The organism is Stenotrophomonas sp. Ps181 (assembly GCF_025697425.1).
Classification (GTDB): Bacteria; Pseudomonadota; Gammaproteobacteria; order Xanthomonadales; family Xanthomonadaceae; genus Stenotrophomonas; species Stenotrophomonas sepilia.
Genome location: NZ_JAHWBI010000004.1, coordinates 342,467 through 363,795, shown reverse-complemented (window position 1 = coordinate 363,795; position 21,329 = coordinate 342,467). Strand labels below are relative to the sequence as shown.

Below are 21,329 nucleotides of genomic sequence, written 5' to 3'. Positions count from 1 at the left end.
TTGCCCACGGATGAATGCCCGTGCGCACAACGAAACGGGCCGGCATGAGCCGGCCCGTCGGGTGCAGCAGGGGTGTTCTGGATTACTGGCGCGTGGCCGCCGTGGCGCCGGCAGCAGCGGTCTGCGTGACCAGCTGGCCATCGACCACCGGCAGGCGATCGCTGGCCGGCTTGTTGTCCATGCGCACGGTCTTCTCGGCGCCATCATAGCGATAGGTCACGTTGTAGCCCTTCACCACATCATTGGTACCCATGGCGATGCGGCTGCCCGGCTTGCTGGCCATGCGCATGGTGCCGGTGGTGCCGTCTTCGTTGCGATAGGTCACGTTGTAACCGGTGACGCGGCTCGACTCGGACGTTGCGGTTTCGGTGTGGCACTGGCGCTCGGTGCGGTTGACCACGCGGCCACCCACGTGGCGCTTGTCGATCTGGTTGCCGATGAAGCCACCGGCCACCGCACCGGCTGCGGTCGCGGCCTTCTTGCCGTTGCCGCCACCGACCTGGTTGCCGAGCAGGCCACCCACCACCGCGCCAACCACGGTACCGCCAACGTTGCCATCACGCTCCGGCAGGCGTTCCTGCACCGTCACGTCCTGGCAGACCTCGTGCGGGGTCTGGGTGGTGGAGGTCTCACGCACCGGATCGGTGCCGATCACGGTGGCATAGGCCTTCTGCTTCTCGGTGATCGGGTCGACCTTCAGCACATCGGCATATTCCAGCCCGCGCGGCGCGGACGGGTCGAGCTGGTCACCACGCACGCCATCGTCGGTGGCGTTGCCATCAACCAGGCGCGACTCGCCATTGGGGGTTGCGGCGCTGATGGAGTCGGGCGATTTGTCGCCACTCTTCATGAAGGCGGCGGTGGCGATGCCACCAACCAGCAGCGCGCCCGCTGCGACCAGGACAGTTGTAGTTGTGCTTTTCATGACCTGCTCCTTGCGGACCATCCGCAACGTTCTCGGGACAGATTGCAGCATGCGCTGCCTGAACGGAATCTCCACATTTCCTGCTCATTCCTGTAACCCATTCAGCATCGGGAAATGCAGGGCCCGTGGTAGCGTTTGCATATTCCCCACGAGGATCCCCGCCATGGCCAACCCGATGCTGCTGCCTGTACTGCAATGGGCGCGCCGGCTGCGCTACCCCACCCTGTTCAAGCTCACCGCCGGCCTGTTCGTGCTGACGCTGTTCATCCCGGACCCGATCCCGTTCATCGATGAGCTGGTGCTGGGCTTCGGCACGCTGCTGCTGGCCAACTGGAAGAGCCGCAACGCCACCACGCCACCGCCGCTGGAACAGCGTTGAGCGTGCTGGTCGACAGCCACTGTCATCTCGACGCGAGCGCGTTCGACCCTGACCGTGCCGCAGTGATCGAGCGGGCGCAGGCCGTGGGTGTACGCCAACAGGTGGTGCCCGCGGTCACCGCTGCCAGCTGGCCGAAACTGCGCGAGGTCTGCCAGCAGGCGCCGGGGCTGTACCCGGCCTACGGCCTGCATCCGATGTTCCTGGCCGAGCACCAGCCTGGGCACCTGCCACTGCTGCGCGGCTGGATCGAGCGCGAACGCCCGTGTGCGATCGGCGAATGCGGGCTGGACTTCTTCGTCGAAGGACTGGATGCCGAGGCTCAACAGGCGTATTTCATCGGCCAGCTGGAACTGGCCCGTGAGTTCGAGCTGCCGGTGATCGTGCACGCGCGACGCGCGGTGGATGCGGTAATCGCCGCCATCCGCCGCATCGGCGGCCTGCGCGGCGTGGTGCACAGTTTTTCCGGCAGCCCCGAACAGGCCGCGCAATTGCACAGGCACGGCTTCCTGCTGGGTCTTGGCGGTCCGCTGACCTATGAACGTGCCCAGCGCCTGCAACGGCTGGTACGCGGGATGCCGCTGGAGCAGCTGCTGCTGGAAACCGACGCGCCCGACCAGCCCGACGCAGGGGTCCGCGGCCAGCGCAACGAACCGGCGCGGCTGGAAACCATTGCCCGGCACGTAGCTGCGCTGCGCGGAATGGAGCTGGAGGCCCTGGCGCAGGCCACGACCGAGAATGCGCGGCGGCTGTTCGCGCTGCCGTCAATGTAACGGCGGGTGCCGACCTTGGTCGGCACGCTGCAACGACCGCGGCGAACCCGACGCCGGGCAGCGTCCGGCACTACCGGCGCCGCCACGGAACGACTGAGTCGCCGACGTTTGGAAGGTAGTGCCGGCCGCTGGCCGGCAACCCCGGGCGGCCGGCACCACCGTCATGCGTCGGCGTAGGCCTCGGTCACCTCGGTTTTCGCCTTCTTCGGCTCCAGCAGCATCTCCAGCGCCTTGCCCACCGCCGCAAAGGCGAACGCGCCGGTGATGTGGGTCGCCGCGCCCAGGCCGGCGCCGCAGTCCAGCTTCAACGCCGCATCGGCACCCAGGTTCGGACGAATGCCGCAGACGCTGCCATCGGCCTGCGGATACTTCACATTCTCCAGCGAATACACCGCCGGCACGCCGAAATAGCGCTTGGCGTTCTTCGGGAAGTTGAATTCGCTGCGCAGCTTCTTGCGGATCAGCGCCAGCATGGCGTCATGCTCGGTGCGAGAGACATCGCGGATACGTACCAGGGTCGGGTCGGTGCGGCCACCGGCAGCGCCGACGGTCAGCAGCGGCAGCTTGCGGCGGCGGCACCAGGCGATCGTCTCGACCTTGACCCGGAAGCTGTCGCAGGCATCGATCACCAGATCGAACCCGCGGTCCAGCAGCTCAGCCATGTTGGACATCGTCAGGAATGCCTGCACGGCATCGACGTCGATCCCCGGATTGATCGCACGGCAGCGCTCGGCCATCGCCTCGGCCTTGTTGCGCCCGTAATTGCCTTCCATCGCCGGCAGCTGCCGGTTGGTGTTGGACACGCAGATGTCGTCGGCATCGATCAGGGTCAGATGGCCGACCGCCGAACGGGCCAGCGCCTCCACCACCCACGAGCCGACGCCGCCCATGCCGACCACCGCCACGCGACTGCCCTGCAGGCGCTCGAGCGCACCCACGCCATACAGCCGTTCGATGCCGGCGAAGCGTTGTTTGACCTGTTCGTTCATCGGGCTATTTTAACGTGCAGGTGCCAGCGCCCAAAGTACGCCGGCGTCGAACCCACCGTTGCACGCCCGGAGAGCCTGCATGAACGCCAGCCCGCCCCGCCGCCTGTCCACTGCCCATCGCTACCTGTTCGTACTGTGCCTGGGCCTGCTGATCGGCCTGGTCGCCACGGTTATGGTGGGCCGCGCCCTGCAGGCGCGTCGCGACCCGTTCCCGGACAGCCTGATGCAGGTGATGCAGCGGCAATCGCAGCTGCTGCAGCAGGCCCAGCAGCAGAACCGCTGCAGCCTGGCCGACAGCGTGCCGCGGCTGCAGGCGCTACGCCTGTTGTCCAATGACCTGGACCTGGCGTTTCCCGGGCTGAAGGACAGCACGCAGTTCCAGCAGCACGCCAGCCGACTGCGCGGCAACCTCAACACGGCGCTGGCTGCACCGCCAGGCGACTGCAGGGCCTTGGCCCAGCTCGTGGAAACGCTGCAGGCCGATTGCCGGGCCTGCCACCAGGATTTCCGCTGAGGCGCGTTCATCCTGCAGCCGGGCATCGGGTGCGTGGTTGGCGCGTTGTTCACGTTCGAAGGGAGAGGATTCGTCCACCCTGCTGCATGACGCAGTACCACCCAACACACCCGCCTTCACGGCCAGGAGACGCCCCATGAAGATCCAGCTCATCGCCGCCAGCGCCATCGCTACCCTCGCGCTGGCCGGTTGTGCCACCTCGCCCGGTTACAGTAGCGGTGGTTACAACAACGGCTACAACAACGGCGGTTACGGCAACAACGGCGGCTACAACCAGGGCCGCTGCGCCGACTGTGGCATCGTCACCCGCATCAACACCGTGCCCTCGGGCCGCACCGCGCCCAGTGCGACCGGTGCGATTCTCGGCGGCATCGTCGGCGCCGTGGCCGGCCATGAAATCTCCGACCACACCGGTGGCAGCCGTGGCAACAAGAACATTGCCGCCGCTGCAGGCGCGGTCGGTGGCGCCCTGGCCGGCAACCAGATCCAGAAGAATGTCACCAGCGATACCTACGACATCAGCGTGCGCATGGATGATGGCCGCACCATCGTGGTCAACCAGCGCGACCTGGGTGGCATCCGTGAGAACACCTATGTGCGCGTGGTCAACGGCAAGGTCATCCTGCGCTGACCTGCAGCGGGCCTGAGGCAAAGAAAAAGGCCCGCTTGCGCGGGCCTTTTTCATGCCGACGGACGGCAGCTGTTACACCGGCTGGACCTTGTCAGCCTGCAGGCCCTTCTGGCCCTGCACGACTTCAAAGCTCACAGTCTGGCCTTCCTTGAGGCTCTTGAAGCCCTGGGTCTCGATGGCGCGGAAGTGCACGAACACGTCCTCGCCATTCTGCCGGCTGATGAAGCCGAAGCCCTTCGCATCATTGAACCACTTTACGGTACCGGTCTCGCGATCAGCCATCTCACTAACTCCCTTTGACTCTCTCTTGTTGTTGGAAACGCCTGGTGGGCGGCTGACAAGCAAGGGGGAAGCGAGGTGCATCGATGCAGCGGATCGGGAAGATCTTGCTTCATCAGGCCACGATCCACGGTGACCTTGCCAAGCTCAGCGACTGCAACTTAACCCGGCCAAAACGAAAAAGCAACTGGCAAAATCTTTCACTGTCAACCCCAAAACGGACTCCATACGGGACAGCATGGGACTCTCATTCATCTTGTATCTGCTAGCGGTCATTTTTGTCCTCATAGGCATCGCCGGCATCATCCTGCCGGCCCTCCCGGGCATCCCGCTGGTGTTCATCGGACTGCTGCTGGCCGCCTGGGCCGACGGCTTCGCCCACGTCGGCTGGCCCACCCTGGTCGCGCTTGGGGTACTGACCCTGCTTTCGCTGCTGGTGGACGTGCTGGCCACGGTGGTCGGTGCGCAGCGTGTCGGCGCCAGCCGCAAGGCGCTGTGGGGAACCTTCGTCGGCAGCATCGTCGGCCTGTTCTTCATGCCCATCGGCCTGTTTGCGGGACCGCTGGTCGGTGCCCTGCTCGGCGAGTACTGGCACACCCGCGAACTCGGCCGCTCGACCAAGGTCGGCCTGGCCACCTGGCTCGGCATCCTGCTTGGCCTGGCACTGAAACTGGCGGTTGTGATCGCGATGCTGGGCCTGTTCGCGTTCGCCTGGTTCTTCTGAGCCACCTGGCCTTCACGCCACGCGCACGCTGTGGCCGTGCATAAACCGTGGGGCTGGCCGCAATCCGGCACAGCCGCCACACTGTGTGATTCCCGAATTCATCGAAGGGCCTGCTGCAATGACCCTCCCCACGCTGTTTCCCCGTCTGGCGCCGCTGGCGCTTGCCCTGGCCAGTGCACCGCTGGCTGCGCAGGAGTTCGCGCCTACCGCCGACGCCTCACCGGCCGCCTGCGCGGCAATTACCACCGACGCGGCCCGGCTGGCCTGCTATGACCGCCTGTTCGGGCATACCCCGGAGGCTACCGCCGCCGCTGATGCTGCCGCCGAAGCGGCTGCGCAGGCCCGCCGCGAAGAACGGCAGACCGCGCGCGTGAGCCAGGGCGAGGAAAAGCTGCGCGAGCGGGTGAGCGACCTGTTCCGCCCGGCGACGCCGGACAGCGCGCTGGCCAACGCCGGCCGCGGTTCGCTGCTGGACAGCCGCTGGGAACTGGCCGAGGACTCCAAGCTGGGGCCGTTCCAACTGCGCGCCTACAAGCCGGTGTACCTGCTGCCCGCCTTCTGGACCAGCGATCGCAACACCATGCCGCACTCGCCGAACCCGGCCAACAGCGTGACCACCCCGCAGGTACTCGACAGTGCCGAGCTGAAGTTCCAGATCAGCTTCAAGACCAAGATCGCCGAGAACCTGTTCGGCGACAACGGCGACATCTGGGCCGGCTACACCCAGAGTTCGCGCTGGCAGGCCTACAACAGCGAGGATTCACGCCCGTTCCGCGAAACCAATTACGAGCCGGAAGTGATGATGGTGTTCCGCAACGGCTACTCGATCGGTGGCTGGCGCGGGCGCATGACCGGTATCGCGCTGAACCACCAGTCCAATGGCCGCGCCGACCCGCTGTCACGCAGCTGGAACCGGGTCATGCTCAACATCGGCCTGGACCGCGAGAACTGGGCGCTGGTGCTGCGTCCCTGGTACCGCATTCCCGAAAGCCGCAGCGAAGACAACAATCCGGACATCGAGGATTACATGGGTCGCGGCGACGCCACCCTGACCTGGAACCGCAATGGGCATGAGGTCTCGCTGATGGCGCGCCATTCACTGCGCACCGGAAGCCGTTCGCACGGTGCGCTGCAGCTGGACTACGGCTTCCCGATCAGCAACCTGCTGCGTGGCCATGTGCAGGTCTTCGACGGCTACGGCGAAAGCCTGATCGACTACAACCACAAGGCCACCTATGTGGGTGTGGGCGTGTCTCTGCTGGAGTGGTTCTGATGGACGTGACGATCTGGCACAACCCGGCCTGCAGCAACTCGCGCGGCGCACTGAAGCTGATCCGCGATGCGGGCTTCGATCCGGTGGTGATCGACTACCTGGGCAACCCGCCGGACACAGCCACGCTGCGCCAGGTACTGGCCGAATCCCGGCTGCACGCACAGGAACTGGTACGCAGCAAGGAGGCGCTGTTCGCCGAACTGGGCCTGGACGGCGCAGACGACGCCACGTTGCTGGCGGCGATGAGCGAACACCCCCGCTTGATCAATCGCCCCGTGGTGCGCACGACCAAGGGTACGCGGCTGTGCCGCCCACCGGAAACAGTGCTGGAGATCCTGTAACCCGAAAAAGGGGACGGAGGGAATTAAGTCGTTTGTGCACAAACGACTTAATTCCCTCCGTCCCCTTTTTCGGGTTACCGCCAGTCGGTGATGCCTTCGCGGCGGTAGACCTCGGCGAACGCCGGGCGCGCCTTCATCGAGGTGGCATGCGCCTTGAGCACCGGCCAGGTGTCACTGGGCTTGGGCATGTTGCGCGACCAGCGCATCAGCATCACCAGCATGTAGTCGACCACGCAGGGCGTGGCGCCCAGCAGGTACGGGCCGTGCGCCTGCAGGTGAGCGGCAACGTGCTGCCAGGCCGCTTCGAGCCGCTGACGCGCCATCTCGCGGCTGGCCTCAACATTCGCCTGGCCGGCCATTTCATGCGGATAGAACCAGGCCCGATAGGCCGGCTGCAGCGTACTGGCACACCAGAACATCCAGCGGTAGGCATCGCCACGCTGCGGCGTGCCCGGCACCGGGAGCAGGCCGGCCTCCGGGTGGCGATCGGCCAGGTACAGGGCGATGGCCGCCGCTTCGGTCAGTACCAGGCCATCGATCAACAGTGTCGGCACCACACCGGCCGGATTGAGCGCCAGGTACTGCGCCGACTTGTGCTCGCGCGCGTCGAAATCCAGCAGCACCAGTTCATGCTCGATGCCGAGCTCGATCAGCAGCCAGTGCACGACCAGCGCGGCGGTACTGGTCGAACCATACAGCGTGGTGCTCATGCGGAAGATCCTGTGCAGGTGGATCAGCCGATTATGCGCCCACGCGCGCGATCGTTGCTCAGCCGCAGCCGCTCATGCAGGAATCCCGGCGCTCGCCACAGGACATCATCGGCGCGCGCATCGCGCAGTCGTGCGTCTTCAGTTCGCAGGCACGGCGCAGCTCCGGATTGTCCACGTCCTTGCAGCGTTTGTCCGGCGCCGGCACCACCTGCTGCTCGCAGTTGTTCTGGCGGCTGCCGAGGGAGTCATTCTGCGCCATGCAGCTGCGATAGCCGGCCTGGCACTGCACGCGGCATTGCGCCGATGCGGGGAAATCCGCGCCTTCGTACGACGCCGGGGTGCTGCAACCGGCCAGGGCCAGCAGCACGCCTACCACGATGAACCGATGCAGGGCCATGGACACGTCCTGTGCGAGAGTGTTCCGACCGTAGCAGAACAACCGCTACCGGAACATCAATATTTTTGCCCATACAACAACGGCGCCACAGGGGCGCCGTTGTCCGGTCCGGGATGGAGGGCTTACTCCACAACCACCGGAATCTTGCCGATGCGGGCCTGCCATTCGCGCGGGCCGGTCTTGTGCACCGATTCGCCGGTGGAATCCACCGCCACGGTCACGGGCATGTCCTGCACGGTGAACTCGTAGATCGCCTCCATGCCCAGGTCGGCGAAACCGACCACCTTGGCGGCCTTGATCGCCTTGGACACCAGGTAGGCCGATCCACCGACGGCCATCAGGTAGGCCGACTTGTGCTTCCTGATCGCCTCGATCGCGGCCGGGCCACGCTCGGCCTTGCCGACCATGCCCAGCAGGCCGGTCTGCGCCAGCACCTGCTCGGTGAACTTGTCCATGCGGGTCGCCGTGGTCGGACCGGCCGGGCCCACCACTTCGTCGCGCACCGGATCGACCGGGCCGACGTAATAGATGAAGCGGCCCTTCAGATCGACCGGCAGTTCCTCGCCCTTGTTGAGCATGTCGACCATGCGCTTGTGCGCGGCATCGCGGCCGGTCAGTAGCTTGCCATTGAGCAGCAGGGTCTGGCCCGGCTTCCAGCTGGCCACATCTTCCGGGGTGATCGTGTCCAGGTCCACGCGGGTGCCCTTGGACGCGTCATAGGTCAGCTTCGGCCAGTCTTCCAGCGACGGCGGGTCCAGCATTACCGGGCCACTGCCATCCAGGGTGAAGTGCGCATGGCGGGTGGCGGCGCAGTTCGGGATCATCGCCACCGGCAGGTTGGCCGCATGGGTCGGATAGTCGTTGATCTTGATGTCCAGCACAGTGGTCAGGCCGCCCAGGCCCTGCGCGCCGATGCCCAGCGCATTGACCTTCTCATACAGCTCCAGGCGCAGCTCCTCGATGCGGTTGGAGGCACCACGGGCCTGCAGCTCGGTGATGTCGATCGGTTCCATCAGCGCCTCCTTGGCCAGCAGCATCGCCTTCTCGGCGGTGCCACCAATGCCGATGCCGAGCATGCCCGGCGGGCACCAGCCGGCGCCCATGGTCGGCACGGTCTTCAGCACCCAGTCGACGATGGAGTCGGACGGGTTGAGCATGGCGAACTTGGTCTTCGCTTCCGAACCACCGCCCTTGGCCGCAACGATGACGTCGACCTTGTTGCCCGGCACCACCTTGACGTTGACCACGCCCGGGGTGTTGTCCCTGGTGTTGATCCGCTTGCCGGCCGGATCGGCCAGCACCGAGGCGCGCAGCTTGTTGTCCGGATGCATGTAGGCGCGGCGAACGCCTTCATTGGCCATGTCTTCCACGCCCATGGTGGCGTCATCCCAACGCACGTCCATGCCGATTTCCAGGAACACGGTGACGATGCCGGTGTCCTGGCAGATCGGACGGTGGCCTTCGGCGCACATCCGCGAATTGATCAGGATCTGGGCCATCGCTTCCTTCGCGGCCGGCGACTCCTCACGCTCGTACGCGGCGGCGAGGTTCTTGATGTAGTCGACCGGGTGGTAGTACGAGATGTACTGCAGCGCGTCGGCGATGGACTGGATGAGGTCTTCCTGCTTGATCGATGTCACGGCTTGCTCGCTTGCTCGAGGCTGGCGGGGGTAATCCGCCCATTTTACCCCCTCCCCCGGCCCCGGGGTGGTAGTGCCGGCCGCTGGCCGGCAAGATTCCCCCGACGCTCTGTCACGCCACGCGCCACTGCGGCGTCCTTGCCCACATGAACGCCGAAACCGTTTTCCAGACCCACCGCCCGCGCCTGATGGCGCTGGCCTACCGCCTGCTCGGCAGCCGCGCCGACGCCGAAGACGTGGTGCAGGACGCCTGGCTGCGCTGGTCCGGCGCCGATCCTGCCAGCGTCCGCGATGCAGAGGCCTGGCTGGTCACCACCACCACCCGGCTCGGCCTGGACCGCCTGCGAGCGGCCAAGCGCGAGCGTGTCCACTATGTCGGCCCATGGCTGGCCGAACCGCTGGCGGTCACCCTGGAGCCTGACCCCGCGCCCGGCCCGGCCCAGCTGCATGCGCTGGCCGACGAGGTCTCGGTCGCCTTCCTGACCCTGCTCGAACAGCTCGGCCCCGAAGAACGCGCCGCCTTCCTGCTGAAGGAGGCCTTCGACCACGACTACCGTGAGATCGCCGACCTGATCGGCCACAGCGAAGCCAACTGCCGGCAGCTGGTGCACCGCGCCCGGCAGCGTCTGCAGGCCGGACGGCCGCGCTTCAACGCCGATGCCATCCAGCACCGGCGGTTGCTGACGCGCTTCATGGATGCCTCGCAGCGCGGCGACAGCGAGGCGATCCAGGCCCTGCTGCACGCCAACGCGCAACTGGTCTCCGACGGTGGCGGCGTGGTTACCGCCGCGATCCGCCCACTGCGGGGTGCCGAGCGCATCGGCCGCCTGTTCTGGGCCATCGCCCGCCGCGGCGCCGCGCATCCGGCGCAGCTGGGCTACGTCAACGGCGAGCCTGCGATCCTGCGCTTCCAGGGCGATTGCCTGCACTCGATCACCACCATCGAAGTGGCCGATGGCCGCATCGCCAACGTGTACAGCGTGCTGAATCCGGAAAAATTGCCGAAGGTTGTCACGCACCACAACGCTGCGGCGTCCTTGTGATGAAGGGCGGCCATCGTGGCCGCCGTGGAGCCCAAGATGTCCGATCACACCTCCCCCCGCGTCCCCTACACCCGCCTGGCCGCCGAGGCCTTCAAGGGCCTGCTGGCCACCAGCCAGGCGGTGCATGACAGCTCGATCGACCCGACCCTGATGGAACTGGTGTTCCTGCGCGTGTCGCAGCTCAACGGCTGTGGCTACTGCATGGACATGCATGGCACCGCGCTGCGCAAGGGCGGCATCGAGCCGCGCAAGCTGGACACCCTGCCCGCCTGGCACGAAAGCCGCTTCTTCGACGCGCGCGAACGCGCGGCACTGGACTGGGCCGAGGCGCTGACCCGGCTGACCGACGGTGCGCCGTCGCAGGCAGCGTTCGATGCGCTGGCACCGCACTTCGATGCGAAGGGCATCAGTGACCTGAGCATGGGCATTGCGGTGATCAATGCCTGGAACCGGCTGGGTGCGGGGCTGCTGCCGCCGCTGCCGTAAAAGGGTCCTGTTGGCCGGGCTGCCGCCCGGCACCCGCAGAGGCCAGAGCAACAGCTGGAGCAACGGCAAAAGCTGGCTCTTCTGCGGGTTGGCAGGGTGGATCCACGCCATGCGTGGATGCGGGAGGGTCGGATCCCTTCGCTTCGCGAAGGGCTCTGACCCCGGTGCCGGCCACACGGCTGCACTGACCCCATCTGCACGTATCAGGCGCGCACAATACGCGCATGCCTGCTTCCCCCACCGCTGGCGCTGCCGCCGCGAAGAAACCCAGCCTGCGCCAGCGCTTCAGGGCGATGCGCAATCTGCCCCCCTTCCTGCGCATGGTCTGGAAGACCAGTCCGGCGCTGACCCTGGCCAGCCTGGGGCTGCGCCTGATCCGTGCGCTGCTGCCGGTGGCGATGCTCTACGTCGGCAAGCTGATCATCGACAGCGCCCTGCAGCTGAGCCAGCACGATGCCGGCTTCCCGCCGCTGGGCGAGGCGCTGTCCAGCGGCCTGCTCAATCCACTGCTGGGCCTGCTGGCACTGGAATTCGGCCTGGCCATCGCCTCGGACCTGCTCGGCCGGCTGGTCAGCTATGCCGATGCCCTGCTCTCCGAACTGTTCGCCAACGCCACCAGCATCCGCCTGATGGAACACGCCGCGACGCTGGATCTGGAGGACTTCGAGGACCCGGACCTGCAGGACAAGCTGGACCGTGCACGGCGCCAGACCATGGGCCGGATGAACCTGATGAGCCAGCTGTTCGGCCAGGTGCAGGACGCGATCACCGTGGCCAGCCTCGCCGTTGGCCTGCTGGTCTACGCGCCGTGGCTGATCCTGCTGCTGGCGCTGGCACTGGTGCCGGCCTTCATCGGCGAATCGCACTTCAACGCGGCCGGCTACAGCCTCAACTTCCAGTGGACGCCCGAGCGCCGCCAGCTCGACTACCTGCGCCAGCTGGGCGCCAGCGTGGAAACGGCCAAGGAAGTGAAGATCTACAACCTGCACCGCTTCCTGGTGGAGCGCTACCGGCGCCTGTCGGTGGCATTGTTCCAGGCCAACCGCGCCCTGGCACGGCGCCGCGCGTTCTGGGGCACGCTGCTGGCTGCGCTGGGCACGCTGGGGTATTACACCGCCTACGCCTACATCGCATGGCGCACGGTGCGCGGGGACTTCTCGATCGGCGACCTGACCTTCCTCGCCGGCAGCTTCCTGCGCCTGCGCCAGCTGCTGGAAGGCCTGCTGATCGGCTTCTCGCAGGTGGCCAGCCAGGCGCTGTACCTGGATGACCTGTTCTCGTTCTTCCAGATCCAGCCGGAAATCCACTCGCGCGATGGGGCCGTGCGCGTGCCGCAGCCGATCCGCCAGGGCTTCGTGTTCGAGAACGTCGGCTTCCGCTACCCCGATGCCGAACAGTGGGCGGTGCGCCATCTGGATTTCCAGCTGCACGCCGGCGAAGTGCTGGCCCTGGTCGGCGAGAACGGCGCCGGCAAGACCACCCTGGTGAAGCTGCTGGCGCGGCTGTACGAACCGGACGAAGGCCGCATCCTGCTCGATGGCCGCGACCTGCGCGATTACGACCTGGATGACCTGCGCGCCAATCTCGGGGTGATCTTCCAGGATTTCGTGCGCTACAACCTCAGCGCCGGCGAGAACATCGGCGTCGGCCAGGTCGAGGCGATGGACGACCAGGCACGCATCGCTGACGCGGCGCGACGCGGCATGGCCGAGGAAGTGATCGACGACCTGCCCGGCGGCTACGACCAGCAGATCGGCCGCCGCTTCAAGCAGGGCGTGGACCTGTCCGGTGGCCAATGGCAGAAGATCGCCATTGCCCGCGCATGGATGCGCAATGCGCAGGTGATGATCCTGGATGAGCCAACGGCAGCGCTGGATGCCCGCAGTGAGTTCGAGGTGTTCCAGCGGTTCAGGGAACTGGCGGATAATCGCACCGCCGTACTGATTTCCCACCGCTTTTCCTCGGTACGCATGGCCGACCGCATCCTGGTGCTGGCCGATGGCCGGATCGAGGCCAGCGGTACCCATGCGCAGCTGATGGCGCAGGGCGGCCGCTATGCCGAGCTGTTCGAGCTGCAGGCGGCGGGTTACCGCTGAGAACGCCTCTCGTTCCGCCCAATGAGAACTTGTCTCATTTGAGATAGAATCACCCCCGACGACTTTCGATAGATACGCCCATGTCCTCCGCTTTCGGCGCCGAAACGGTGCTTGAGGTCCGTCACTGGACCGATGCCTACTTCAGCTTCACCACCACCCGCGACAGCGGTTTCCGCTTCGAGAACGGCCAGTTCGTGATGATCGGCCTGGAAACCGAGGCGCGACCGCTGCTGCGCGCCTATTCCATTGCCAGTGCCAACTGGGAAGAACAGCTGGAGTTCTTCAGCATCAAGGTGCAGGACGGCCCGCTGACCTCGCGCCTGCAGCACATCAAGCCGGGCGACAAGGTACTGGTCGGCAAGAAGCCCACCGGCACCCTGCTGATCAGCGACCTGCATCCCGGCAGGAACCTGTACCTGCTGGGCACCGGCACCGGCCTGGCGCCGTGGCTGTCGGTCATCAAGGACCCGGAAACCTACGAGCGCTTCGAGAAGGTGATCCTGTGCCACGGCGTGCGCTATGAAAAGGACCTGGCCTACCGCGATTACTTCGAGAGGGAACTGCGTGAGCACGAGTTCCTCGGCGAGATGATCGGCGACAAGCTGCTGTACTACCCTGCCGTCACCCGCGAGCCGTTCGCCAACCAGGGCCGCCTGACCCAGCTGATGGAGAGCGGCGAGATGCAGCGCACCCTCGGCCTGCCGGAACTGAGCCCGGAAAACGACCGCGCGATGATCTGCGGCAGCCCGCAGATGCTGGCCGACCTTCGCACCGTGCTCGATGCCCGGGGTTTCCAGGTTTCGCCGCGCATCGGCCAACCGGGCCACTACGTGTTCGAGCGCGCGTTCGTCGAGAAGTGATGCTGCAATGGTAGTGCCGGCCGCTGGCCGGCGCTTCCTGGCCCACGGGGTTGCCGGCCAGCGGCCGGCACTACCTCACAGCAGCGCTTCGATCGCGCTGCGCAACTGCTCCGGCCTGGTGGTGGGCGCATGCCGCGACGCCACCTGCCCCTGGCGATCGACCAGGAACTTGCTGAAATTCCACTTGATGCGGGCACTGCCGAGCAGGCCACGCTTTTCGTGCGTCATCCAGGCCCACAACGGATCAGCGCCCTCGCCGTTGACCTCGATCTTCTCCGACAGCGGGAAGCTGACCGGATAGTCCAGCGAACAGAACTGGCGGATCTGCGCGGCATCACCGGGCTCCTGCGCGCCGAACTGGTGGCACGGGAAGCCGATCACCACCAGGCCGCGTTCGCGGTAGTCCTGCCACAACTGTTCCAGCCCCGTGTACTGCGGGGTGAAGCCACAGCGGCTGGCGACGTTCACCAGCAGCAACGGGTGGCCCTGATAACGGGCCAGCGCCTGCGGATGGCCGTCGAGGTCACGGAAGCTGAAATCGTAGGCGGTGGTCATGGTGGCGGGCCGTGGGCGGTAAATGCATGGTACCCGCGCCCGGACCCGCCAGCATGCCTTTTGACACAAGTGCGGGCGCCGCCGGCCGGGTTACCCTCGGGCCCTTGTTTGCCTTACCGGAGTTCCTGCCTTGACCACCCGCCTTGCCCTTGCCGTGGCCATGTCCCTCGGCCTTGCCCTGCCCGCCTTCTCGGCCGGCGCCGCCACCCCGGCTGCCAGCACCAATGCCCAGCAGGCCAATCCGTTCTTCGCCGAAAGCCCGTTGCCCCTGCATTATCCGCAGTTCGACCGGATCAAGGACAGCGACTTCGCCCCGGCCTTCGACGCCGGCATGGCGCAGCAGCTGAAGGAAGTGGAAGCGATCGCCAACAACAAGGCCAAGCCGACCTTCGACAACACCATCATCGCCCTGGAAAAGAGCGGTGACATCCTCGACCGCGCGACCACCGTGTTCTTCAGCCTGGTCGGCGCCGATACCAATGACACCCGCAAGAAGCTGCAGGCCGACTACTCGGCGAAGTTTGCCGCGCACAGCGATGCGATCGCGCTGAACGGCAAGCTGTTCGCCCGCATCCAGGCGCTGTATGACACCCGCAGCCAGCTGGGCCTGGACGCCGAAGGTGTGCGGCTGGTCGAGAAGTACTACGACAACTACGTGCGCGCCGGTGCCAAGCTGTCCGAGGCCGACAAGGCCAAGTTGAAGGAGATGAACGCCGAGCTGGCCAACCTGGGCACCAGGTTCAGCCAGAACGTGCAGTCGGAAGTGAACGCTTCGGCAATCACCGTCGACGACATCAAGGCGCTGGACGGCCTGTCCAAGGAGCAGATCGCCGCCGCCGCCGAAGCCGCCAAGGCCCGCGGCAAGGACGGCAAGTACGTGATCACCCTGCTCAACACCACCGGCCAGCCGCCGCTGACCAACCTGGCCAACCGCGCCCTGCGCCAGAAGATCTACGAAGCATCGGTCAGCCGTGGCAGCCGTGGCGGTGAGTTCGACAACACCGCGCTGGTCTCGCGCATCATGCAGCTGCGTGCCGACAAGGCCAAGCTGATGGGTTTCCCGAACTTCGCGGCCTACAACCTGACCAACCAGACCGCCAAAACCCCCGAAGCGGTCAACGCGATGCTGGGCAAGCTGGCCCCGGCCGCGGTGGCCAACGCCAAGCGCGAAGCTGCCGACCTGCAGGCGATGATCGACCAGGAACAGAAGGCCGCAGGCAAGCCGACCTTCAAGCTGGAACCGTGGGACTGGGCCTTCTACAGCGAGAAGGTGCGCCAGGCCAAGTACAACTTCGACGAGTCGCAGCTGAAGCCGTACTTCGAAATGAAGAACGTGCTGGAGAACGGCGTGTTCCATGCCGCCAACCTGGAATTCGGCCTGACCTTCAAGCAGCGCACCGACCTGCCGGTCTATCACGATGACGTCACCGTCTACGACGTGTTCGATGCCGACGGCAGCCAGCTGGCGATCTTCATCTTCGACCCGTATGCACGCGCCTCCAAGCGCGGTGGCGCGTGGATGAACTCCTACGTCTCGCAGTCGAAGCTGACCGGCTTCAAGCCGGTGGTTGCCAACCACCTGAACATCCCGAAGCCGCCGGCCGGCCAGCCGACCCTGCTGACCTGGGATGAGGTGAACACCACCTTCCACGAGTTCGGCCACGCCCTGCACGGCATGTTCTCCAACGTGAAGTACCCGTACTTCTCGGGCACCTCGGTGCCGCGTGACTTCGTCGAGTTCCCCTCGCAGGTCAACGAGATGTGGGCTGACAACCCGGTCATCCTGAAGAACTACGCCAAGCACTACCAGAACGGTTCGGCGATGCCGCAGGCGCTGCTGGACAAGGTGCTGGCGGCGGCCAAGTTCAACCAGGGCTTCGCCACCACCGAGTACCTGGGTGCGGCCATGCTGGATCAGCGCTGGCACCAGATCGGCGCCGACCAGGTGCCGGCGGCCAAGGACGTGATGGCCTTCGAGCGCGCCGCGCTGGAGAAGGACGGCATCTACTACGCGCCGGTTCCGCCGCGTTACAAGACCCCGTACTTCAGCCACATCATGGGCGGCTATTCGGCCGGCTACTACGCCTACATCTGGTCGGAAGTGCTCGACGCCAACACCCAGAAGTGGTTCAAGGACAATGGCGGCCTGAGCCGCAAGAACGGCGACCACTTCCGCGCCACGCTGCTGTCCAAGGGCGGCAGCGTCGACGCGATGCAGCTGTTCCGCGATTTCGCCGGCCACGAGCCGCAGATCGAACCCCTGCTGGAAAAGCGTGGCCTGACCGGCGCCGGCAACTGATCACCTGCGCGGTAGCGTGAAACGAAAACCGCCCGGGAGACCGGGCGGTTTTTTTGTGGCATCCACCCATGGCGTGGATCTACTGCAGTCCCGGTAGATCCCATCCATCCGTGGATGATCTCCGGTCACCGCCGGAACAGCCGCTCCCACCATCGGCTTTTTGGAGCAACTGCAGGAGAGGTATGGGCGCCCAGGAACTCCTGCAGTTGGGCCGCGGCGGCCTCCGCGTACAGCAACGCGCCATCGGGGGCGCAGTTGAGTAGATTGCTCATGCTGGTCGATGCATTGAGGTCCATCGGGTTCGGCTCGACCACCTCGCTTGCTTCCAGCAATCCGCATTCCTTGCCGATGGCATCATCGACAACGCTCCAGAACACGGCCAGTCGACCATCGGAAAACAGCTCGTCCAGACGCGCACGCAGTTCATTGTCCCCGCCGTAGTCCGCGCGCATCTGCTTCAGCCGGTCATGCGTGATGAACACACCACCACCGTAGTTCTCGCGCAGGTGGTTTCCGGCAGCGGCGTCCGCCCACTGCGGCGGCACCAGTTGCCGCCAGTCCGCGAAATAACGGGCAATCACTGGGTCGTCGATGAAGAACGAAAGGGCGCTCCCGCGAAGGTAATGATACCGGCGCAGGTGACCGGCCACGATCGCCAGGTACAACGCGTGCCCCTTCTCGAAAGGCACTTCGGCGCTGATCGCGCGGGCCTCGTCGATGCGTTCCTGCAACTGCTCCATGTAGAACGGCTCGATCCGGAACCGCTGTTGCAGCGCCTCGACCAGCGTCACGTCCTCCAGCGCACGGAAATAGATGTCACGGATCTCCGAATCCGCGACTGGATGGTAGGTGATGTCCCAACCCATGCTGCAACGCCTTCAGGAATGCGGTAATCCCGCCGACCCAACAGCTTAGCGTCGACGACGCCCACGCGCGGAGCAGACCGTGCAACACACGGATTTGGCGTCAGTGAGTGTCGCATCCGGCCCGCTCTCCCCCCCCCCCCCGCGCACCCTTTAGCGTGGCGCCACGTATCCACCCGGCACGCCTTCCGGCGACAGCACCAGCTGCCACAGCTGCGCGTGCCGGCAGCGGAAGGTGGCCATCGATCCGGCCAGGTAGAAGCGCCACATGCGGCGGAAGTGCTCGTCGTAGCGCGCGTCCAGCCGTGGCCACGCCGCCTCTACGTTGCGCCGCCAGGCCTGCAGGGTCAGGTCGTAGTCGGTGCCGAAGTTGTGCCAGTCCTCCAGCACGAAACGGCCTTCGAACGCCTTGGTGATCTGCACTGCCGACGGCAGCATCGAGTTGGGGAAGATGTAGCGCGCGATCCACGGATCGGTGCGATGCCGGGAGATGTTGGTGCCGATGCTGTGCAACAGCAGCAGGCCGCGCGGCGACAGGCAGCGCTTGGCCACCTCGAAGAAGCCCGCGTAGTTCTTGTCACCGACGTGCTCGAACATGCCGATCGAGAAAATCGCATCGAACGGTTCGTCCAGCTCGCGGTAGTCCTGCAGTCGGATCTCGATCGGCAGGCCCGCGCACAGGTTCCGCGCGAACTCGGCCTGCTCCTGCGAAATCGTCACGCCGACGCCACTGACACCGTAGCGCTCAGCGGCGAACTTCAGGGCTTCGCCCCAACCGCAGCCAATGTCCAGCACGCGCTGGCCCGGGCGCAGGCCCAGCTTGCGGCAGACCAGGTCGAGCTTGGCTTCCTGTGCGGCGTCGAGATCATCGGCGTTGCGCCAATAGCCGCAGCTGTAGACCAGGCGCTGGCCGAGCATGGCCTGGTAGAGATCGTTGCCCAGGTCGTAATGACGGCGTCCGACCTCGTAGCTGCCCTGCCCCGCCTGCAGGTTGAACAGACGCGCCTTCAGCGCATCGGCCACTTCGCGCCAGCCGTGCACCCGTTCATCCAGGTGCGCCTGCATCAGGTGGACGAGGAATTCATCCAGGACGTTCGCATCCCACCACCCTTCCATGTAGCTCTCGCCCAGGCCGAGCGAGCCCTGGCCCATGACCCGCGCGAAGAAGCGCGGGTCATGCACCTGGATGTCCTGTGGCTGGGTGCCGCCGATGCGGACCCCGGCTTCGTGGAGCAGGCCGGCGACCCGCTCCTGCAACCCTGTATCCACGCCACCTCCTCGACTGCGGTCAACCGCGTGCGAACAGCTCCACGTAGTCCTTGGCCACGTGCGGCAACAGCACCGCCGCCGGCACATCGGCGGTCTGGGTGCCGTCCGAGTATGGACCCACCTGGTACGGCGGGAAAACAAAGCGCAGCGCGGTGATCTGCCCCTTGTCGTCGGTCACTGGCTGGAACTGGCTGAAATTGTCGGCCTGCGGGCCGGTCCCGTCGGCGATCATGCGCGATGCGTTGCGCAGCGATTCCTGCAGCTGGGCCGGGTCCATGTCCTCGCCGCTGAGGCGGGTGGCCACGCGCTCGCGCAGCTGGTCGGCGACGAACTCACTGATCACCTTCCAGCCCTTGGCATCGGCCACCAGCTTGTCGGCGCTGAGCATCTGCTGCTGCGCCGGCAGCCACACGAAGCGCGCCACCAGCGGTTCGCCATGGGCGCCACCGGTATAGCGGCTGCCATCGGCACTGACCACCACCAGCTGCGGCGTTTCCAGCAGCTTCTCGAAGCTCAGCGACAGCTCGTAGGGCATGGTCGGCTTGTCGTTGCCAAGCCCGTCCAGCGCCTGCTGCAGGTCGCTGCGTGCGCTGGTGGCATAGTCCTGCAGCGCGCGCGCCAGGCCGGGGTAGCGGTCGATACCCGCCGGGTAGCTGATGCCCACCACCTCACGCTCGTTGTTCTCGATCACGTCGCGCAGGTCCAGCGGCGCTTCCGTGGCCGGCGTCTCGCCGGCGGCGGTGGCTTCGGCGGCGGGCGCCGCGTCGGTCGCCGGCGCCGGCTCGCTTTCACGCTGGCAACCGGCCAGCAACAGCACGCCCACCACGCCGGCCAGCACGCTGCCGTGCAGTGGCCGGTTGTTTCCAATCTTCATCGGGATCCCCTGTTCATGTTTGTACATCATCGCCTGCCATGGCTGAAGCGTGGCCCGCTGGCATTCAGCCAACGAGCAGGTCGTGGTACTCCTCGTGGCGCTGCAGGAAAGCCTCGGCGTAGGAACATGCCGGCACCACCTTGTACTTCTGCTCGCGGGCGAAACGCAGTGCCACGCGGGTCAGCTCACCGGCGATGCCACGGCCGGCGATCGGCTCGGGCACCTCGGTGTGGGTGATCACCATGCGCTTGCGCTTGATCTGGTAGTCCAGCACCGCCAGCTGTCCTCGCACACGGGCGGTGAAGCGGTGGTTGGCCAGGTCGTGTTCGACCTCGTAGGCCAGACCGGGGGGCGTGACCGAAGCCATGGAACTGTCTCCTGCGGCGACTGCGTGGATGGTGCGCAGCCGGGCGCCATGATCGCGTGAAGCCTGAACAGGGGCAAGTCCAGTCCATTCACGTCAGTTTTCGCCCTCAAGCTGGAGGCGGGACGGCCGCTATCGCCTATGGAGGGGTACGGCCAGGCTGGCACGACCCTTGCGACCGTTGACCATGCGCACCACCGTGGAGGCTCCCATGCACGCCAGCAATTCCCATTCCGATACCGACCGCGCCCTGCTGGAGGGCCTGCTTCAACTGGCGGTGGAAGGGCAGACCGAGGATCAGGATTTCCAGCGCATCGGCGAGGAAGTGTTCGCCCGCCTGCTGGATACCTACGGCCAGCAGACCGCGGCCTGACCCGGCCGGGGCGGATCGGACCCGATCCGCCCCCCCACCCGCATCAACCGCCGCCCAGGCGGAAGGTCGGGTTGGAGAGTTCGCGCAGGAAGTGGTTGAAGATGCTCGGCTGCATGGCCAGCATGAAGATCACGCCGAACGCCGCACCTGCCAGGTGCGCGCTGTGGTTGATGCGATCGCCGCCGCGCTTGTCCATCCAGATGCTGTAGCCGACGTAGAACGCGGCGTAGATGATCGCCGGTGCCGGGATGAAGAACACCAGGATGATCGACCACGGCTTGATCAGGATGAAGGCGAACAGCACCGCCGACACCGCACCGGATGCCCCGAGGCTGAGGTAGTTCGGGTTCTTCTGGTTCTTCAGGTAGCTGGGCAGGATCGAGACCAGCAGCGCGCCGATGTAGAACGCCGGGTAGGTCAGGTAGCTGCCGGTCAGCTGCACCATCACGCTCTCGATGAATCCCCCGAAGAAGAACAGGGTGATCATGTTGAAGATCAGGTGCGACCAGTCGGCATGGATGAAGCCATAGGTCACCAGCCGGTCGTACTGGCGATGGCGGTCGACGGCCGGCGGCCACAGGATCAGGCGATCGGCCAGCTTGCGGTTGTTGAACGCCATCCACGACAGGATGGCGGTGATGGCGATCAGCAGCAGATTGACGGGGGTCATGTCAG

At 65.9% G+C, this 21,329-nt stretch carries 25 protein-coding genes; 13 read left to right on the top strand and 12 right to left on the bottom strand.

The genetic code is table 11. From position 1 onward, the window contains the following. Positions 1-82: 82 nt before the first annotated feature. Entirely contained in the window at positions 83-925 is an 843-nt protein-coding gene (locus KXV01_RS11825; protein ID WP_049410551.1) for a glycine zipper 2TM domain-containing protein, read from the bottom strand. 163 nt (positions 926-1,088) lie between these two features. On the opposite strand from KXV01_RS11825, the gene KXV01_RS11820 reads away from it, so the two are divergent. Together KXV01_RS11820 and KXV01_RS11815 are read left to right on the top strand one after the other, a co-directional pair. After that, positions 1,089-1,304 (top strand): DUF6116 family protein, encoded by a 216-nt coding sequence (locus KXV01_RS11820; protein ID WP_005417541.1) that lies wholly within the window; start codon positions 1,089-1,091, stop codon positions 1,302-1,304. Continuing rightward, positions 1,301-2,074 carry a TatD family hydrolase gene (locus KXV01_RS11815; protein ID WP_049438479.1) on the top strand — a complete coding sequence of 258 codons (774 nt, stop codon included), beginning with the start codon at positions 1,301-1,303 and terminating at the stop codon, positions 2,072-2,074. Before KXV01_RS11820 ends, KXV01_RS11815 begins: the two co-directional genes overlap by 4 nt. 161 nt (positions 2,075-2,235) lie before the next feature. On the opposite strand, the gene KXV01_RS11810 is transcribed toward KXV01_RS11815, so the two are convergent. Beyond that, the gene (locus tag KXV01_RS11810) at positions 2,236-3,063 is read right to left on the bottom strand and encodes a tRNA threonylcarbamoyladenosine dehydratase (protein WP_005417543.1); all 828 of its coding nucleotides are present in this window, start codon (positions 3,061-3,063) and stop codon (positions 2,236-2,238) included. Between the two features lie 79 nt (positions 3,064-3,142). Here KXV01_RS11810 and KXV01_RS11805 point away from each other — a divergent pair, with 79 nt between their 5' ends. Both KXV01_RS11805 and KXV01_RS11800 read left to right on the top strand, forming a co-directional pair. Beyond that, complete coding sequence (locus tag KXV01_RS11805) at positions 3,143-3,577, top strand: cytochrome c (RefSeq protein ID WP_049410541.1); 435 nt, start codon at positions 3,143-3,145, stop codon at positions 3,575-3,577. A 136-nt stretch (positions 3,578-3,713) separates the two neighbouring features. Next, entirely contained in the window at positions 3,714-4,208 is a 495-nt protein-coding gene (locus tag KXV01_RS11800) for a glycine zipper 2TM domain-containing protein (RefSeq protein WP_099494575.1), read from the top strand. A gap of 72 nt (positions 4,209-4,280) precedes the next feature. Here the strand turns inward: KXV01_RS11800 and KXV01_RS11795 are convergent, their stop codons facing one another. Next, positions 4,281-4,490 carry a cold-shock protein gene (locus tag KXV01_RS11795; protein ID WP_010486802.1) on the bottom strand — a complete coding sequence of 70 codons (210 nt, stop codon included), beginning with the start codon at positions 4,488-4,490 and terminating at the stop codon, positions 4,281-4,283. Between the two features lie 235 nt (positions 4,491-4,725). Between KXV01_RS11795 and KXV01_RS11790 the strand changes: the two genes are divergently transcribed. From KXV01_RS11790 to arsC, 3 genes are all read left to right on the top strand, one after another. Continuing rightward, complete coding sequence (locus KXV01_RS11790) at positions 4,726-5,211, top strand: DUF456 domain-containing protein (protein ID WP_032958895.1); 486 nt, start codon at positions 4,726-4,728, stop codon at positions 5,209-5,211. A gap of 118 nt (positions 5,212-5,329) precedes the next feature. Further along, positions 5,330-6,484 carry a phospholipase A gene (locus KXV01_RS11785; protein ID WP_049410545.1) on the top strand — a complete coding sequence of 385 codons (1,155 nt, stop codon included), beginning with the start codon at positions 5,330-5,332 and terminating at the stop codon, positions 6,482-6,484. Further along, positions 6,484-6,825, top strand: a complete 342-nt coding sequence (arsC, locus tag KXV01_RS11780; protein WP_049410547.1) for an arsenate reductase (glutaredoxin) — start codon at positions 6,484-6,486, stop codon at positions 6,823-6,825. Before KXV01_RS11785 ends, arsC begins: the two co-directional genes overlap by 1 nt. Positions 6,826-6,899: 74 nt before the next feature. On the opposite strand, the gene KXV01_RS11775 is transcribed toward arsC, so the two are convergent. The 3 genes from KXV01_RS11775 to KXV01_RS11765 all read right to left on the bottom strand — a co-directional run bounded on the left by KXV01_RS11775 (position 6,900) and on the right by KXV01_RS11765 (position 9,572). Continuing rightward, positions 6,900-7,535, bottom strand: a complete 636-nt coding sequence (locus KXV01_RS11775; protein ID WP_049417208.1) for a glutathione S-transferase family protein — start codon at positions 7,533-7,535, stop codon at positions 6,900-6,902. Positions 7,536-7,593: 58 nt separating this feature from the next. Beyond that, positions 7,594-7,932: a hypothetical protein gene (locus tag KXV01_RS11770; protein ID WP_049417210.1), complete on the bottom strand. Its 339-nt coding sequence runs from the start codon at positions 7,930-7,932 to the stop codon at positions 7,594-7,596. A gap of 122 nt (positions 7,933-8,054) precedes the next feature. Beyond that, the gene (locus KXV01_RS11765; protein ID WP_049417212.1) at positions 8,055-9,572 is read right to left on the bottom strand and encodes a fumarate hydratase; all 1,518 of its coding nucleotides are present in this window, start codon (positions 9,570-9,572) and stop codon (positions 8,055-8,057) included. Positions 9,573-9,718: 146 nt separating this feature from the next. Between KXV01_RS11765 and KXV01_RS11760 the strand changes: the two genes are divergently transcribed. The 4 genes from KXV01_RS11760 (at position 9,719) to KXV01_RS11745 (ending at position 14,057) form a co-directional block, all read left to right on the top strand. Continuing rightward, a complete protein-coding gene (locus KXV01_RS11760; RefSeq protein ID WP_099494574.1) occupies positions 9,719-10,615 on the top strand; it encodes an RNA polymerase sigma-70 factor in 897 nt (298 codons plus the stop codon). A gap of 36 nt (positions 10,616-10,651) precedes the next feature. Then, positions 10,652-11,101 carry a carboxymuconolactone decarboxylase family protein gene (locus KXV01_RS11755; RefSeq protein ID WP_099494577.1) on the top strand — a complete coding sequence of 150 codons (450 nt, stop codon included), beginning with the start codon at positions 10,652-10,654 and terminating at the stop codon, positions 11,099-11,101. 224 nt (positions 11,102-11,325) lie between these two features. After that, positions 11,326-13,197, top strand: a complete 1,872-nt coding sequence (locus tag KXV01_RS11750; RefSeq protein ID WP_049439378.1) for an ABC transporter ATP-binding protein — start codon at positions 11,326-11,328, stop codon at positions 13,195-13,197. An 80-nt stretch (positions 13,198-13,277) separates the two neighbouring features. Continuing rightward, entirely contained in the window at positions 13,278-14,057 is a 780-nt protein-coding gene (locus tag KXV01_RS11745; protein WP_005417572.1) for a ferredoxin--NADP reductase, read from the top strand. 75 nt (positions 14,058-14,132) lie between these two features. On the opposite strand, the gene KXV01_RS11740 is transcribed toward KXV01_RS11745, so the two are convergent. Continuing rightward, on the bottom strand, positions 14,133-14,612 hold the full coding sequence (locus KXV01_RS11740) for a glutathione peroxidase (RefSeq protein WP_263467813.1): 480 nt from the start codon (positions 14,610-14,612) through the stop codon (positions 14,133-14,135). Between the two features lie 130 nt (positions 14,613-14,742). Between KXV01_RS11740 and KXV01_RS11735 the strand changes: the two genes are divergently transcribed. Next, the gene (locus KXV01_RS11735) at positions 14,743-16,911 is read left to right on the top strand and encodes a M3 family metallopeptidase (RefSeq protein ID WP_263467812.1); all 2,169 of its coding nucleotides are present in this window, start codon (positions 14,743-14,745) and stop codon (positions 16,909-16,911) included. 125 nt (positions 16,912-17,036) lie between these two features. On the opposite strand, the gene KXV01_RS11730 is transcribed toward KXV01_RS11735, so the two are convergent. The 4 genes from KXV01_RS11730 to KXV01_RS11715 all read right to left on the bottom strand — a co-directional run bounded on the left by KXV01_RS11730 (position 17,037) and on the right by KXV01_RS11715 (position 20,284). Further along, positions 17,037-17,777 carry a hypothetical protein gene (locus KXV01_RS11730; RefSeq protein WP_099494572.1) on the bottom strand — a complete coding sequence of 247 codons (741 nt, stop codon included), beginning with the start codon at positions 17,775-17,777 and terminating at the stop codon, positions 17,037-17,039. Positions 17,778-17,927: 150 nt separating this feature from the next. Continuing rightward, on the bottom strand, positions 17,928-19,043 hold the full coding sequence (gene cfa, locus KXV01_RS11725) for a cyclopropane fatty acyl phospholipid synthase (RefSeq protein ID WP_049440646.1): 1,116 nt from the start codon (positions 19,041-19,043) through the stop codon (positions 17,928-17,930). A gap of 19 nt (positions 19,044-19,062) precedes the next feature. Next, entirely contained in the window at positions 19,063-19,944 is an 882-nt protein-coding gene (locus KXV01_RS11720) for a DUF3298 and DUF4163 domain-containing protein (RefSeq protein WP_049417225.1), read from the bottom strand. Positions 19,945-19,981: 37 nt separating this feature from the next. Beyond that, positions 19,982-20,284: a GNAT family N-acetyltransferase gene (locus KXV01_RS11715; protein ID WP_005417588.1), complete on the bottom strand. Its 303-nt coding sequence runs from the start codon at positions 20,282-20,284 to the stop codon at positions 19,982-19,984. A 208-nt stretch (positions 20,285-20,492) separates the two neighbouring features. Here KXV01_RS11715 and KXV01_RS11710 point away from each other — a divergent pair, with 208 nt between their 5' ends. Then, entirely contained in the window at positions 20,493-20,654 is a 162-nt protein-coding gene (locus KXV01_RS11710) for a hypothetical protein (protein WP_014037806.1), read from the top strand. 43 nt (positions 20,655-20,697) lie between these two features. Here the strand turns inward: KXV01_RS11710 and KXV01_RS11705 are convergent, their stop codons facing one another. Next, complete coding sequence (locus KXV01_RS11705) at positions 20,698-21,324, bottom strand: rhomboid family intramembrane serine protease (RefSeq protein ID WP_049417227.1); 627 nt, start codon at positions 21,322-21,324, stop codon at positions 20,698-20,700. Positions 21,325-21,329 lie beyond the last annotated feature (5 nt).